The 15759-nt window shown below is 38.7% G+C and carries 12 protein-coding genes; 3 read left to right on the top strand and 9 right to left on the bottom strand.

Going from position 1 to position 15759, the window contains the following annotated elements:
* Nucleotides 1-256: 256 nt before the first annotated feature.
* The 5 genes from BTN98_RS04755 to BTN98_RS04735 form a co-directional block, all read right to left on the bottom strand.
* Entirely contained in the window at nt 257-712 is a 456-nt protein-coding gene (locus BTN98_RS04755) for a YaiI/YqxD family protein (RefSeq protein WP_061000494.1), read from the bottom strand.
* A 125-nt stretch (nt 713-837) separates the two neighbouring features.
* A complete protein-coding gene (locus BTN98_RS04750; RefSeq protein ID WP_061000500.1) occupies nt 838-2433 on the bottom strand; it encodes an ABC-F family ATPase in 1596 nt (531 codons plus the stop codon).
* Nucleotides 2434-2578: 145 nt separating this feature from the next.
* The gene (locus BTN98_RS04745; protein WP_061000492.1) at nt 2579-3055 is read right to left on the bottom strand and encodes a VF530 family protein; all 477 of its coding nucleotides are present in this window, start codon (nt 3053-3055) and stop codon (nt 2579-2581) included.
* 144 nt (nt 3056-3199) lie between these two features.
* Entirely contained in the window at nt 3200-4231 is a 1032-nt protein-coding gene (gene tdh, locus BTN98_RS04740; protein WP_061000490.1) for an L-threonine 3-dehydrogenase, read from the bottom strand.
* A 114-nt stretch (nt 4232-4345) separates the two neighbouring features.
* Nucleotides 4346-5539, bottom strand: coding sequence for a glycine C-acetyltransferase (locus BTN98_RS04735; protein ID WP_061000488.1), 1194 nt, complete (start codon nt 5537-5539; stop codon nt 4346-4348).
* A gap of 291 nt (nt 5540-5830) precedes the next feature.
* Between BTN98_RS04735 and BTN98_RS04730 the strand changes: the two genes are divergently transcribed.
* The 3 genes from BTN98_RS04730 (at nt 5831) to BTN98_RS04720 (ending at nt 8494) form a co-directional block, all read left to right on the top strand.
* Nucleotides 5831-6742 carry a LysR family transcriptional regulator gene (locus BTN98_RS04730; RefSeq protein ID WP_061000487.1) on the top strand — a complete coding sequence of 304 codons (912 nt, stop codon included), beginning with the start codon at nt 5831-5833 and terminating at the stop codon, nt 6740-6742.
* A 188-nt stretch (nt 6743-6930) separates the two neighbouring features.
* The gene (locus BTN98_RS04725; RefSeq protein ID WP_061000485.1) at nt 6931-7218 is read left to right on the top strand and encodes a hypothetical protein; all 288 of its coding nucleotides are present in this window, start codon (nt 6931-6933) and stop codon (nt 7216-7218) included.
* Between the two features lie 148 nt (nt 7219-7366).
* Nucleotides 7367-8494: an anhydro-N-acetylmuramic acid kinase gene (locus BTN98_RS04720; protein WP_061000483.1), complete on the top strand. Its 1128-nt coding sequence runs from the start codon at nt 7367-7369 to the stop codon at nt 8492-8494.
* Between the two features lie 6 nt (nt 8495-8500).
* Here the strand turns inward: BTN98_RS04720 and BTN98_RS04715 are convergent, their stop codons facing one another.
* Genes BTN98_RS04715 through wecB form a run of 4 tightly spaced genes read right to left on the bottom strand, consistent with a single transcriptional unit; the run spans nt 8501 to nt 15716 of the window.
* Nucleotides 8501-9424 carry a DUF4434 domain-containing protein gene (locus tag BTN98_RS04715; RefSeq protein ID WP_082732222.1) on the bottom strand — a complete coding sequence of 308 codons (924 nt, stop codon included), beginning with the start codon at nt 9422-9424 and terminating at the stop codon, nt 8501-8503.
* On the bottom strand, nt 9346-12447 hold the full coding sequence (locus BTN98_RS04710) for an NfrA family protein (RefSeq protein WP_061000480.1): 3102 nt from the start codon (nt 12445-12447) through the stop codon (nt 9346-9348). Before BTN98_RS04710 ends, BTN98_RS04715 begins: the two co-directional genes overlap by 79 nt.
* Entirely contained in the window at nt 12440-14641 is a 2202-nt protein-coding gene (locus tag BTN98_RS04705) for a glycosyl transferase family protein (RefSeq protein WP_061000478.1), read from the bottom strand. Before BTN98_RS04705 ends, BTN98_RS04710 begins: the two co-directional genes overlap by 8 nt.
* A complete protein-coding gene (wecB, locus tag BTN98_RS04700; RefSeq protein WP_082732221.1) occupies nt 14631-15716 on the bottom strand; it encodes a non-hydrolyzing UDP-N-acetylglucosamine 2-epimerase in 1086 nt (361 codons plus the stop codon). Before wecB ends, BTN98_RS04705 begins: the two co-directional genes overlap by 11 nt.
* Between the last annotated feature and the right edge of the window lie 43 nt (nt 15717-15759).

Genomic DNA, 15759 nt, shown 5'->3' with positions numbered 1-15759 from the left:
TAATAAGAGCATGACAGAATCGGTTGGTATTTATCCCGTCATGTTCCCTCAGTAATGACATGCATATTTCACTGTAAGGAATGACGAGGTTTAATAAATAGTTTCATGATTGTTCTTATTCGGTATTCAATATTTAAAATAACGATAAGGGATACAACCATAGGGCTAAGTAGATTTAGCAGAAAATAACAACAAATGTGAATATTGCAGAAGGGAGAAAAGGAGGTAAAACAGCGTTCACCTCCATAGTTATAACTTATTGTATCTTATGGTTTTTAGCTAAGAAAGCATCGAGTTTATTAGCAAAATTTTGGCGGTCAGCTTGCGTTAATGCAGACGGTCCACCTGTCTGAATGCCACTACTGCGCATGGTTTCCATAAAATCACGCATTTGCAGGCGTTGTTTAATGGTGTCTTTGGTGTACATTTCACCGCGTGGGTTTAATGCGTGTGCACCTTTGGTGATCAATTCATCAGCCAGTGGAATATCGGCAGTGATCACCAAATCCCCTGCTTCTGCTTGCTGCACAATATAGTTATCTGCAACATCAAAGCCCTGCTCTACTTGAATCGAGCGTAAAAAAGGAGATGGTGGAGTGCGAATATATTGGTTCGCCACCAGCGTTACTTGAACTTTAGCGCGATCAGCTGCGCGAAAAAGGATCTCTTTTACCACGTTTGGACATGCATCAGCATCAACCCAGATTTTCATCACTTTTCCTTAAATGCCTATATAACGCGAATTAACTCGTTAAATTTATCTATAAAAAAACCGCCCTTAATAAAGGCGGCTTTTATTTAATTCTTTGGCTTAGGCCGCTTGATTAATAATGAAACTTAACCAATTAGCGCTTTCTTAGCAATGTACTCATCGTAAGTGCCGTGGAAGTCTTCTACGCCATCTTTAGTGATCTCAATGATACGTGTTGCAACAGAAGTTACAAACTGACGGTCGTGAGATACGAACATTAGTGTACCTTTGAAGTTCTCTAACGCTAGGTTAAGTGCTTCAATAGATTCCATGTCCATGTGGTTTGTTGGTTCATCCATTAGTAGGATGTTAGGACGTTGCATGATTAGCTTACCAAACAGCATACGACCTTGCTCACCACCAGAAATCACTTTAACTGATTTCTTAATGTCGTTTTGTGAGAACAGCATACGACCAAGGATACCACGAACAACTTGCTCGTCGTCGCCTTCTTTCTTCCACTGACCCATCCACTCTAGTAGTGTAATATCTTCAGCGAAATCAGCGCTGTGATCCTGTGCGTAGAAACCGATATTGTTGTTTTCAGACCACTTAATCATACCTTCCATTGGCTCCATTTGGCCTGCAAGGGTATTAAGGAAGGTTGATTTACCGATACCGTTTTCACCGATGATCGCAATACGCTCACCCACTTCTACCAACAGGTTAACGCCGTTGATAAGAATGTTGTCGCCGTAACCTTGTTTTAAACCTTCAACTTCAAGTGCGTTACGGAACAGTTCTTTTTCCTGATCGAAACGAATGAATGGAGATTGACGGCTAGATGCTTTCACTGCTGTTAGCTGGATCTTGTCTAATTGCTTTTGACGAGATGTTGCTTGCTTAGCTTTAGATGCGTTAGCAGAGAAACGGCTTACGAACGTTTGTAGTTCAGCCATCTGTGCTTTCTTCTTCGCATTGTCTGCTTGAAGTTGATCACGTGCTTGCTCTGCAGCCATCATGTATTCGTCGTAGTTACCAGGGAATAGACGAAGCTCACCGTAATCTAAGTCAGCCATGTGAGTACATACGCTGTTTAGGAAGTGACGGTCGTGCGAGATGATGATCATTGTGCAGTTACGTGCAAGAAGGATCTGCTCAAGCCATGCAATAGTGTGAATGTCCAAGTTGTTCGTTGGTTCGTCAAGTAGCATGATGTCTGGGTTAGCAAACAATACTTGAGCCAAAAGAACACGTACTTTAAGACCTGGAGCAACAGCGCTCATTAGACCAAAGTGTTGATCTTCAGAAATACCAAGACCAAGAAGAAGTTCACCAGCACGTGCTTCTGCTGAGTAGCCGTCCATTTCTGCGAATTCAACTTCAAGATCAGCAACACGCATACCGTCGTCTTCAGACATATCAGGCATCGAATAAATGCGGTCACGCTCTTCTTTCACAGTCCATAGTTCTTTATGGCCCATGATTACAGTGTCAACAACGCTGTAGTTTTCGAATGCAAATTGGTCCTGCCCTAACTTAGCCATACGCTCGTTAGGATCAAGTGAAACAGTGCCACCAGATTGCTCTAGTTCGCCACCCAAGATTTTCATGAATGTCGATTTACCACAACCATTTGCGCCGATCAGGCCGTAACGGTTGCCACCACCAAATTTAACTGAGATGTTTTCAAATAATGGCTTATCGCCAAATTGCATTGTGATATTAGCTGTTGAAATCAATGTACTGTTTCCAAAATTTGTGAATATATCAAGCATTAAAAAAGCCGCTAAATATAAGCGACTTTTTCTCTAAATTGTTGTCTAGTATAGCAGCTTTCGTGACATACATCACCCTAAATTAGTACTGCTATTTAGTAACCAATGATTAACGACGCGATCGACCGCCGTTATTGCGGCCACCATTACGACCACTATTTGAACGTTCTTTATGAGCAGATGCTGCTTTTGCTTGTGATAACAAAATAGACTCAACAGTGAGTTCCATTGGCGATTTTGGTGTAATACCGTGAGCAAACGTGCGCATGCGTGGTGGTAGTTCAAACTCTGCCGCCGATGCACGAGGCATACGCTTGAAACGAGACAGATAAAAACCTTCTACTTTTTCACGTGCCCACTCTGTTTTTTTGAGGTATTTAACACTACTAGCAATAGATGGCTTAGTATTAAAACAATTCATACGCAATGCAGTATCAAGAATTTCCCAACCATAATGATCAACTAACTCTGTTATCATTTTCTCTAAGCTAAGACCATGTAATGGATTGTTTTGCAGTAATTGCTGCTCTAGCGTCAATTCTTTTGGCGCTTTTTTTGGTTGTGGTTGTTGATCTAATTCTTGCATGTTAATTCCTAACAGAGACTCACTGAGTGGCGCGCATTATACTGATAATAGCAAAATAATCATTAATAAAAAAAGAATAAAAAAAGCGAGCATTACACTCGCTTAATAATAGAACTCGATTTTATTGCTTATAAAACTAGTGACTTATTCCCAATCGAGAATAACTTTACCTGACATGCCTGAGCGCATAACGTCAAAGCCTTGCTGGAAATCATCAATCTTATAATGATGAGTAATGATTGGCGTTAGATCTAAGCCCGATTGAATCAAACTTGCCATTTTGTACCACGTTTCAAACATTTCACGACCGTAGATACCTTTAATGATTAAACCTTTAAAGATAACTTGATTCCAATCAATACCCATATCTGACGGAGGAATGCCTAATAGAGCAATCTTACCGCCATGGTTCATGCTTGATAACATGCTGTTAAATGCCATTGGATTACCTGACATTTCTAAACCGACATCAAAGCCCTCTTTCATGCCAAGTTCAGCCATCACATCGGTTAGATTTTCATTAGCAACGTTAACTGCACGTGTTACGCCCATTTCGCGCGCAAGATTCAAACGGTATTCATTCACATCAGTGATCACAACATGGCGTGCACCAACATGTTTAGCCACAGCTGCTGCCATGATACCAATTGGACCAGCACCGGTGATCAACACATCTTCACCAACAAGATCAAAAGATAAAGCGGTATGAACAGCGTTACCAAACGGGTCAAAAATCGACGCTAAGTCATCTGAAATATCATTAGGAATTTTAAATGCGTTAAATGCAGGAATAACCAAAAACTCGGCAAATGCACCTTCACGGTTAACACCTACACCGATAGTATTACGGCATAAATGAGTACGACCACCACGACAATTACGGCAATGACCGCATGTGATATGACCTTCACCAGAAACACGATCACCTAAGTTAAAGCCGCGTACTTCTTGTCCCATACCGACAACTTCGCCAACATATTCATGACCAACAACCATAGGCACAGGAATGGTTTTTTGTGACCATTCATCCCAGTTGTAGATATGTACATCAGTACCACAGATAGCTGTTTTCTTGATACGAATAAGTAGATCATTATGCCCCATTTGCGGCTTATCTACTTCCGTCATCCAGATACCTTCTTCAGGCTTTAACTTAGCAAGAGCTTTGATTTTCATAACACTTATTCCATAAAGCTAGAACAACTTCATTGGCTGTTCTATACAATAGCCTTAACAGACTGCTAAGGCCGTACCGATGTTAACAACGAAAAACGAAAAACGAAAAACGAATTAGATAATAGCCATCTCTTTACCCACTTCAATAAACACATCAATCGCTTTATCAAGTTGCTCGCGAGTGTGTGCTGCTGACATTTGAGTACGAATACGTGCTTTGCCATTCGGTACTACAGGGAATGAGAAACCAACAACATAAATACCTTTAGTTAATGCGCGCTCAGCAAATTCTGCTGCTACTTTTGCATCACCTAACATGATTGGAATGATCGCGTGATCAGCACCAGCCATGGTAAAGCCCGCAGCTGTCATACGAGTACGGAAATGCGCGGCGTTTAGCCATAGGTTGTCACGCAAATCTCCACTTTCAGCTAGCAGATCAATCACGCGATTTGATGCAGCAACAATTGCAGGAGCTACTGAGTTTGAGAATAAGTATGGACGTGAACGCTGACGTAACCAATCGATCACTTCTTTCTTACCAGCGGTGTAACCGCCTGATGCGCCACCCATTGCTTTACCTAATGTGCCTGTAATGATGTCAATACGATCCATCACATTATGGTGCTCATGAGTACCACGACCATTTGCGCCCATAAAGCCAACAGCATGTGAGTCATCAACCATTACAAGTGCATCATATTTATCTGCTAAATCACAAATAACAGGCAAGTTTGCAACCACACCGTCCATTGAGAATACGCCATCAGTTACGATCAATGTATGACGTGCACCAGCTTCTTTTGCGGCGATAAGTTGTTGCTCTAGCTCTTCCATGTTGTTATTTGAGTAACGGAAACGCATCGCTTTACATAAACGTACACCATCAATAATAGATGCGTGGTTAAGCGCATCAGAAATGATCGCATCTTCCGCACCTAAAATCGTTTCAAATAGACCGGTGTTAGCATCAAAACATGAGGTGTAAAGAATAGTGTCTTCCATTCCTAGGAATGCAGATAATTTTTGCTCTAGTTCTTTGTGCGCATCTTGTGTACCACAAATAAAGCGAACCGATGCCATACCAAAGCCATGTTGATCCATGCCAGCTTTTGCTGCTGCAATCAATTCTGGGTGGTTAGCTAAACCCAAGTAGTTATTGGCACAGAAGTTCAATACTTCTTCACCAGACTGAATCGACACTGCCGCTTTTTGAGCAGACGTGATAATACGCTCAGATTTGTATAATCCCTCAGCTTTAACATCTTCAATTTGCTGATTAATTTGCTTATAGAATGCAGAAGACATGTGTTCCTCACAGATTTATTGGATGGTAAATAAAGGTCAATCGCTAATAAAATCTAAAAACTATTCTTCCAGACCGATAACATACTACCGTTACAGTATTAAATATCGACATCTAGCTTAATAGCATTCCTTTTACACCTTTTTTATTTGAAAATCGTCAACTATTTGGTGTTTTTTATCAACTATTTGAACTAGCACTAGATTGGTTACTTTTCAGCATTCTAATTCAAACTTAACCGCAGTATTATCCCATACCATGGAAAATGATTATTGACCCTCAGGCACAAATCAATGGAAACTAATAAACTTATCGCACTAATGCCAGATTTAGCCGTATTTATCGTGGTGGTTGATGAAGGCAGTTATACCGCAGCAGCGAAGAAGCTCAATGTCACCCCTTCTGCGCTGAGTAAGCAAATCTCTCGGTTAGAAACGGCGCTGTCAGTAAAACTATTAGAGCGCACTACCCGTAAATTGATGATCAGTGAATCAGGCAAACGTATTTACACCCAGTGCACAACCATGTTTGATGCCGCCAAAAAGGCAATTGAAATATCACATTCAGAGCCCATTGTTCCAGCTGGAATGATAACCGTTGCCGCACCTAAAGCATTTTTATCAATTGTATTACAACCTTTAGTCACCCCATTTTTAACCCAATACCCTGATATTCAATTAAAACTTAAAGCCCGAGATGGCGAAATTGATATTCTAAAAGAAGGGATTGATGTGGTGTTTCGATTAACGGAAAAACCCAGCGAAGATTTGGTATTAAAACAAATCGGCAAGGTCGATCTGATGTTATGTGCCAGCCCAGATTACCTTGCGCTACGCGGGATGCCATCAACACCATTAGATCTTGTTGACCATGATTGTTTGTATTTAGGGGAAACCAGTACTGACAATATCTGGGAATTTGAGCAACAGCAAACACGTCACCGTGTAGCAGTCAGTGGCCGTTATGCGGTTAATCACTCTCAAATGCGATTAAATGGCGTCAAAGATAATTTAGGCATTGGCATTTTCCCTGATTTCGTGATTAAAGATGCATTGCAACAAGGCAGTGTTATTCGCGTATTACCGACATGGACAATACGCGGTAATTATCACGGTGATATCGCACTTCAATATGCACCAACCAAGTTTATGCCAGCTCGACTAAGAGCATTTATTGACTATGTAGCAGCAAATTTTAACTTGTAAACCATTGATTAATTAAGAAAATGTGCGTTTTTGTCACTTTTACTTTTTTTGAGGCGTTATTTTTGTCGTGAGGCTAAAGTTATCATTTGAACACTACTGATAGACTTACCGCATAAAAGGTCATCACAAAATAAAGGACACTCGGTCCTCTCAATGTATGCCTCCAAAACATAAAAGGAACAGTGTTCATGCACTCAAAAATCATAGAAAATCATGATGAATTAATCCACTGGATGCGTTTAGTCGAGACTACGTATGGCCGTTCAATTTTAACTGATACTGCAATTCATTTTGTGTCTGGTACTTATGATGACGGTACAACCGGTCATATGATTGAAATCTTCGATCTTGATGACGCCATCATTGCTAGCTCGGCAGTTAGTCATGAATTAGCTGAGTTTGCCAATAAAATGAACAGCGTTGTTCAACAGCAAGGTACACAAAGCCTAGCCGCTTCTCGTAGTGTTATGCATTAATTGCTATCGCTAAAGATTCTATCTACGCTTTATTTCTCAGTCACTTCTGATTAAAGTGACTGCATACCTTATACTTTAATCAGTATCATTAACGGCTTTAACGAGCTTATAAACATACTCGTTAAATTGAAATACAGTGGGAATCGCGATGGAAAAATATATTGGCTTAATGTCAGGCACCAGCATGGATGGCGTTGATGCTGTTCTGGTAGAAATTGACAACAATAATATTCAGTTACTTGGCTCGCATCCCTTTGCTATGGGTAACAATCTAAAACAATCACTATTAGATATTTGTTTAGGACAACCGACTAATTTGCAAACATTAGGTGAACTTGATCACCGTTTAGGTCATCTATTTGCTGATGCCGTATTAGCATTACTTGAAAAAACCAATACTAAAGCTGCTGATATCACTGCGATTGGCAGCCATGGTCAAACGGTATTTCACTCTCCACACACTGAATATGCATTTACGATGCAAATTGGTGACGCTAATATAATTGCCGCCAAAACAGGTATTACCACTGTTGCTGATTTTCGTCGTAAAGATATGGCATTTGGTGGTCAAGGTGCGCCATTGGTCCCCGCGTTCCATCAACAGTTGTTTAGCTCCCCCCAATGCACTCGCGTTATTTTAAATATTGGTGGCATTGCCAACATTACCGTTTTAGAGCCCAATAAAGCGGTAACAGGCTTTGATACAGGCCCTGGTAATATGTTGATGGATGCATGGATCAACCTTCACCAACATAAAAGCTATGATGACAATGGTAACTGGGCCCGTATGGGTAATGTTAACTCGACACTATTAACGCGTTTGTTATCTGAACCTTACTTAGCCTTACCAGCACCGAAAAGTACTGGTCGCGAGTTATTTAACCTTCCGTGGCTAGAGCAATATTTGGCTGAGCCCACCATTATTGAACTGCAACTCTCCGCTTGTGATATTCAAGCAACATTGACTGAGTATACCGCCCAGACAATCGCTAATGATGTAAAAAAAACCGGCCTAACCCCTGCCACTACCCCTAATGAATTATTAGTCTGTGGTGGTGGTGCGCACAACCCAATTTTAATGCAGCGACTATCAGAGTTACTGCCAAGTTGGCAAGTAATGACAACCGCAGATCGTGGTGTCGATATTGATAATATGGAAGCAATGGCATTTGCATGGCTCGCATACCGTACTATGCATCATCAATCAGGTAATTTACCTGAAGTTACAGGGGCAAGCCGTTTAGCTCAGCTAGGGGCAATTTATCCTGCTGACTAACGATAACTAATCAGCAAGCTTTAATACACTCTGACTAAATGGGGCATACCTTAATGAAAAATAGTAGGTATCCCTGTTTACTTCTTGTTGCATCACTTGTTGATAACGAGAATATATTAATCGTTGAGCGACAAAAGGCATTGCAGAAGATTGTTTAAAAATCTCTCTAACAATACCACTTTGTGATGGTAATAATGACAGATACTGTTGCCTCACCTTCTCACTTAGAGCTTGTGTACCATGACCATCTTGCACAATCACTTTAATACCCGCATCGGTTAACTGATCAACCCATTGAACAATTGCTGACTCATCAATAGTTGCTGATAAATATAAACTTACCATCAGTGGTTTATTATAGTTATGTACTTGTTTAGCCAATAATTCTGTGAGTTGCTGTCGCTGTTGTAATGTTGGAAAATCATAATCACTCAGCTCAAGAGGCAAATAAAAACCTTGAATTGAGGCTGAATGTAGGGTCAACCATGGTTTCCAGTGCATATATGTTTTTTCAATATTGATAAAATAATGGCTCAAATATTCTGCTTGTTGCGATAATGATAGCGTATGAATCCGCTTAAAATACGCAGGATCTGAATACAATCCAAACCATACTGTACCGCCTTGAGCAAACCATGCTTCAATACGTTTAGCTAGCCAGCCTTTTGTTCCACCAAATTTTTCCTCACCATACTGCGACCACTGAATCACCAACGAATTTATACGTTGCTGTCGCACATCAACTAACAATGTTTTCCATTTCTGCGTTGTTATTGGCTTATCACGATTTAAAGGCTGATATAGAAATCCAATATCAGCCTTTGGTTTAGTTAAATAACAACCAGTGATAATCAGTAATGCAATACATAACGTAATAAAAAGGCATTGTCGCCTTCTCTGGCAGTGCTGCTTTGTCCTACATATTGCCATTCCATCCCCAATTCAGATGTGAGTTTATATCCATCATAACGATCACTCATCCATTCACTCAACCACAACACACCTAATCCATAACGTAGATCATTATCTGTCGTTTTAATATTTAACGTCTCTTCTGTATTATATGAAGAGTAGCCATATTGTATAAAACTATATGGAACTATACGTTGCTTATGGTTATCTGAAACCTTAACAACACGGCCTAAATCATAACGGCCAAAAAGTGAGTAATTATCAATATGAGCAAGGTTGACTGTCCCTTCGGTATATAATTGCTGAAACCACCATTGCTGTTGATTATATTTCCACGCTTTACTCCATGCATCATTGGCAAGTAGATCGCCACGAATGGTTAAATATGGATTAACTTGATAATCATTCATTGTTTTTTGTGATTTTAAGCCTCCACGAATAAAAATCGTATAATCTTGCAACGGTTTCCACTCAAGACCAACTTCTATCGTATCATTAAACCCTTTGCCATAATTTTGCTGATCGCGACCAAGATATACAGTGTCTGTAAAATTAGTACTATAGCCATAGTTAATGTATAGAGCAGTTCGCGGTAATTTCCACTGCATCTCATTAAAATAGTATTTAGCTTCAAGCTGTTGATAATAATCCCCAGTATGCCCTGTAATTAATGACGAGCGACTACTTGCATTTTTACCAACCCATCCGGAGATAGAAAAATCCCAGCCCTGATTCACATTACGATGTGAATCTTGAAGATAATGCTGCAATTTTTTCTCTGTCTCGGTTAATGGCTTCTTGTCTTCCAATAGCAAATCTATTGCTTGTTGATACCTTATTTTAGCTTGCTTATTTTGGTCTAATTTAGCGAGCACGTCCCCATATGCTGTCAATATAAAGACATTCGGTTGATAATCAGGTTGTGCCAACAAGCGTTGCATAACATACGCAGCTTGTTGGGGCTGATGCCGACTCAAATAAAATGCATATTCTTGTGTTAACTGATTATTGATACCATATCGAGCTTGAATTTGGTTATAAACAGAGGTGACCTTTGCTGTTTGCTGGGTCTGTTCATAGACATGAAACAATGCAATCGCTTCTGCCTCTTTTTTAAAAGGATCATGTGCTTGTGTCAGTAGACGTTCGGCTTCTACTGCATTACCTAAACCTAGAAAAATCCTACTGCCGTCGATACGCTGCCACTGAGAACTATTAATAGAACGCTGACGCCATAAATTTTGCGCTTGTTGTAATAATTTAAGATCTAATAAGCTATTAATATACTGATGAAATTGATAATCATTTAATTGCTTTTGAGGAACTAATTGCCAATATGCAACGGCTTTTTGATTATTATTAAGATCTGCATACCAAGATCCTAATAGCACATCTTCCATGACCCCTTTAGGTTCAATCGCTTCAACCATTGTGATAGCTTGCTGCTTATTCATTTCAGCTTTACATTGAGCCACCGCCAAAATAGCAAATGTATGCTGAGAACTAAGATCTGTATTAATGACATCGTCACATTGCTTGGCATTTACCCAATAATCACTCTTTATTTGTTTACTCTTCGAAATGTGTTGATTTAATAACATAACTTGTGAGAGTGAATAAGCATCACTTGCTGCATAAAAGTCATTAACAAATGTATCAGTGATCGCAGAATACCGTAATAATTTACTGTGTTGTTTTAATAATCTAGATAATAACTGGCTCATCTCATCATGCCTATTGGCCTTTGATAATGCGTAAAGAGCCGATTTAAACTCGCTAATTCTTCCTTGCTGCTGATATAACTGAAGCCAAATTGTTGCTGCTTGTCGATATTGCTTGAGATGATCATAACTCGTAGCAAGAATAAATAATTGTGACGGCTGATGAAGTTGTTTTGATAAACGCGTGATCGCTTTCCAATTATTTGTTTTTAAATAACTATTTACTAAAATGTTAATTCTTTTTTGCGCTAAACGTTGATTCGAAAATGATGTTTTTTCCAATAAGTTTATCGCATTACTCTCTTCTGCTAAATTAAGCCATTGCACTGAATGGGTTGCAGGATCACAACCTTTAAGTAACATTCTGGCTTGTTGCTTATTTGGCAATGCTTCAACCACTTCTTGAATACACGGTGTATATTCAAGCACTGCTTTCTGAGCTATTTGCTCGGTTGTTAATTTTTTCAGACTTTGATAAGCGGCGGAAGCTTCTGCATTTAGTCCTTTCTTTTTTTCAAGATCACTAAATACAGCCATCGCTTTAACATAATCTTTCTGACCCAGTAAATGAAAAGCATATTCAGTGAGTATTCGATCAGAAATATGACTATTAGGAGCTGTATTCGCTAATGCTAACGCTGGCTTAATTTGCCCAAGGTTCAAATAGGAAAGCGCAAGCATGTATCGATCATCTCCAGAAAGCTTATCGACTTGAGCTAAGTGAGTTAAAGCATCAATTACTCCAACGTAATCTTTCTGCGAAAAAGCAAGTTGCGCTTCAGGTGCTATCGCTGATTTCACTTTAAGATTAAAAGGAATAGACTGACTCCAAGCCAGTGTTTTCTTCGGACCATAATGATGCAAGTTCGCATAAAATAAGGTCTGATAACCGAGTTCTTGATCGTGTAATGACAATCCTTCTAATAACTGATGTAACTCAAAGTAAGTCAATAACTTCGGATGATTAAGTTGCGTTAACTTTAAATGTATACTTAGGGCATTTTGTTGGGCTAGTGGTAACTTTTTAAGCCAAGGTTCCATTAATTGATAATTACCAATTTTTATCGATAATTCAATGCCATACTTTAATAACCCATCGTTATTAGGAGCTTTTTTTAACGCATGCTCTACTTCAGTAAATGCTTCCTTATACTTTCCATTCTTTTCATCACGCATTGCTTTATCAATAAAAGGATAAGTAAAGAAATGCTGATATTCCGTCATGCCTTTACTAATATTTAGTGCTTTATTTTCATTGGCAAACGTCACAGTTGATGCCATTAGCAAACATAAAGATAAGGTGTGTAATTTATTATTCACCAATTGTATTTCCTTGTGCTTTTATCAGTTGACTGATACTCGTTTCCTGTTTAGTTTTTAATTCCATCGCAGCACTAATAGCCGCTGATGAAACATATTGCTGAGAAACTAAAAAGTCACCAAACCTAATATCCGATGTTCGTGAAAAAGCTAGCACAGCTTGATTTAATACGGTTGTTTCTATCAATTTTAATGCTAATAAATAATCGCCCAACTGCATACGAGAAGCATAATATTGATCTATAACATACTGACGTTTAGACAAAGAAAGTTGTTTCTCTACCACTGCTTGATCTAATTTAATCGCTGGATTTTCTTCTTGCTGATTAAAATACCAATAGCGCAATCCCAACATAACAGCACCATTAGTAATAATGACCCATGTTACTTCACAATGTAACTGCCGCTTAATAACATTGATCGCGACAGGGTTTAGACGTTTATTACACCCCAAAATAAGTGTCCCATTTTCATACTTAATAGGCAGGACTGAATATTTTAAAGCCAACATTTTAGGCAATCGTTCGATGATACGAGGATCTAATTCAAAAGGATCACAAGGTTGATACTCTGCATCAACCTGCGTAGCAATAGCAGCGCTTAATTGTTCATTCGTGATATAACGCTTCAATACCAAATGTGTACCCAAAAGCATATCCACTGGTTTAGACACCAATGCTTGTTCTAATTGCTTTTCGGTCATTTGTCCCTTTTCTATTAGTATTTGGCCTAATGGTATGCGACGTATAGTGTCATCAACAATGGGAAAATCATGAGTCGTTTTATCCCAAGCAACTCGACGAGGATCACCTTGCTCTACAACTTGGCGAATAGCGCGAACATTAGCAAAAAAGTTAATAATATTGCCCCACACCATCCTCGGAAATGACAAGAATCCTTGCCAGAAACCATAATACTGAGTGACAAAGAAAGCACGTTGGAATGTACGATTTAAAAATAAAATAAAATTAATATAGAGCAACACTTTGACCATAGGATCATCGCTTAATAATGATAAAAAGTGATAACTATCAGGAACAAATGTACTGTATAGCGTTAATCCAACCATCTGAAATAAAAGCAACATAGCTAAAAATCCGCCAAGATTACTCATCGCTCCACGACGATCACGCCACAAAAAATAGTTTATTTTCCAATCTTTGGTCCATTTATGGTTCTTCATACCCTGAAAAACAATTCCGATGATCCAACGGGTTTTTTGCCTTACCGCAGTATTAAAAGTAGTTGGAAAATATTCACGCACGCATATAACGTTACCTTCTCGCTTTGATACACCTATATTATATTCACGTAATGTCACGTGATCTTCACCCATAACAGGAAAACGCGCAAAGATTTCTTCCATGCCCCATTGCTTTAAACGAAAACCAATGTCGTAATCTTCTGTTAAAGATTGCACATCAAACGGTAGACCATCACCCTCTACAGATAAACGTAAAACAGCTCGACGACTAAAACATGTGCCGACACCCGCGCTAGGTACTTGCCCTGCTAACGACTCACGAACAATAACGTCTTTACCATGTAACTCTGCAAATTCATCCACATAGTGAGCAGGCGTCATTTGATACCATCTACGTGCATAAGGATAAACGGGTAATTGAATAAGATCTTTTCGTGGTAATAAATAATTAAATAAACGTAATTCTAGTGCTGAAATTACATCTTCTGAATCATGTAATACAAAGCCAGCAAACTCTATTTTAGCTTTTTTTTCAAACTCAATTATGGAAGCAATAATGTTATTAAGGCAATCAGCTTTACTTGTAGGCCCAGGTTGAGCACAAACTACTTTATGAACATGTGAAAACTGCGCGCACACATTATCAACATCGGCTTGTGTTTGTGGATCATTAGGGTAAGTGCCCACAAATATTTGATAATTTTCATAATCTAAACCAGTAGCAGCTAAGTGTGCCATTTTATCAATGACACCATGCTCTTGCCACGCAGGAACCATAATCGCGATAGGCTGTTCTGGTTTAACCAGTAATTCATTCGCGTCCATATAATCATGACGACGATATACCGTTAATTTGCGCCACAGTTTTCTTGTCCAAAAATAAACATCAATAAAAAGATCATCAATGCCAAAAATAGCAAGAAAAAACATCAGAACAAGCGAAATATATTTTAGTACATATAAGTAATTTATAAAAAAATCAAAAAGCATTAAGCATTCCCACTAAATCATCCGCTATTTTCAATGAAGCCTTACCGTCCCCAAATGGATTTTTCATTTCAGTCGATATAGTTTTATCAAGCATCAACAAACATGCTTTTACTATCTCATCTTCACACTCTGCTCCAGCTAGAATAGAAAAACCCTCATTAATAGCTTCAGGTCGTTCTGTCGTTTTCCTTAAAACAACAGTCGGAACACGGTATGTTGGTGCTTCCTCTTGAATACCACCAGAATCTGTAATGACAAGCTTAGCTGACGCTAATGATTTTTGTAATTCAAAATAATCTAATGAGTCGATAATCTCTATTTTATCTTGACCTAATAATGCTTCTTCTACTTGAGTTCTTACAATAGGATTAGGATGAACTGCAAATTTAAATATAAGTTCCGGCCTTAATTTTGATAGTTTAATTAATGCATTACAAATAGTTTTAATATTATTCCAATTTTCACGTCTATGTGCTGTTACTATAATATTATTACTTTTTTCATTCGGTAATAGCCCTTGTTCTAATAAATAGAGTTGAGCATCAACAACAGTATTACCCGTGAACACGATATTCGATGCAGGCACCCCCTCAGAGACAAGCGCTGCATATGCTAATAGTGTTGGAGCATAATGCTTTGTCGCTAACTTACTGACTAATATTCGATTTGATTCTTCAGGGAATGGATGACGTAAGTCCCCAGAACGTAAGCCAGCCTCAACGTGGGCAATAATAGGAATCTGATTATAGAATGCCGCCATTGCTCCAGCTAATGTCGTTGCTGTATCACCATGGACTAATATTGCCGCGTAGCTTTTTTTTTCAAGTATTTGTTGAACATTATTCATCAACCCAGATAATAATGATGTCACATTATTTCCTTCTGGTCGTGATAATATATGAGTAGGTTTGATATTAAATATATTAAAAGCTTGTATCGCTAATTCTTCATGTTGTCCTGTATGACACCAATCAACATCAACATTGTTTACATTTAATGCATAAAAAACAGGAGCCATTTTAATAATCTCAGGTCTTGTACCTGTTATAATTAATACTCTCTTAATATTTGACATAAGATAACCTTTATATTTACCGATATATACCATGACAACAATA

The sequence above is a fragment of the Photobacterium aquimaris genome (genome assembly GCF_002954455.1).
Lineage (GTDB): Bacteria > Pseudomonadota > Gammaproteobacteria > Enterobacterales > Vibrionaceae > Photobacterium > Photobacterium aquimaris.
Note: the sequence above shows the minus strand (reverse complement) of the source record. Positions and strands in the feature narration are given on the sequence as shown.

Bases quoted from the DNA above. Each gene is read 5' to 3' on its own strand.
- BTN98_RS04755 (WP_061000494.1), bottom strand. From the start codon at position 712: ATGAAAATCTGGGTTGATGCTGATGCATGTCCAAACGTGGTAAAAGAG.
- BTN98_RS04745 (WP_061000492.1), bottom strand. From the start codon at position 3,055: ATGCAAGAATTAGATCAACAACCACAACCAAAAAAAGCGCCAAAAGAA.
- tdh (WP_061000490.1), bottom strand. From the start codon at position 4,231: ATGAAAATCAAAGCTCTTGCTAAGTTAAAGCCTGAAGAAGGTATCTGG.
- BTN98_RS04735 (WP_061000488.1), bottom strand. From the start codon at position 5,539: ATGTCTTCTGCATTCTATAAGCAAATTAATCAGCAAATTGAAGATGTT.
- BTN98_RS04730 (WP_061000487.1), top strand. From the start codon at position 5,831: ATGGAAACTAATAAACTTATCGCACTAATGCCAGATTTAGCCGTATTT.
- BTN98_RS04725 (WP_061000485.1), top strand. From the start codon at position 6,931: ATGCACTCAAAAATCATAGAAAATCATGATGAATTAATCCACTGGATG.
- BTN98_RS04720 (WP_061000483.1), top strand. From the start codon at position 7,367: ATGGAAAAATATATTGGCTTAATGTCAGGCACCAGCATGGATGGCGTT.
- BTN98_RS04715 (WP_082732222.1), bottom strand. From the start codon at position 9,424: ATGGCAATATGTAGGACAAAGCAGCACTGCCAGAGAAGGCGACAATGC.
- BTN98_RS04705 (WP_061000478.1), bottom strand. From the start codon at position 14,641: ATGCTTTTTGATTTTTTTATAAATTACTTATATGTACTAAAATATATT.
- wecB (WP_082732221.1), bottom strand. From the start codon at position 15,716: ATGTCAAATATTAAGAGAGTATTAATTATAACAGGTACAAGACCTGAG.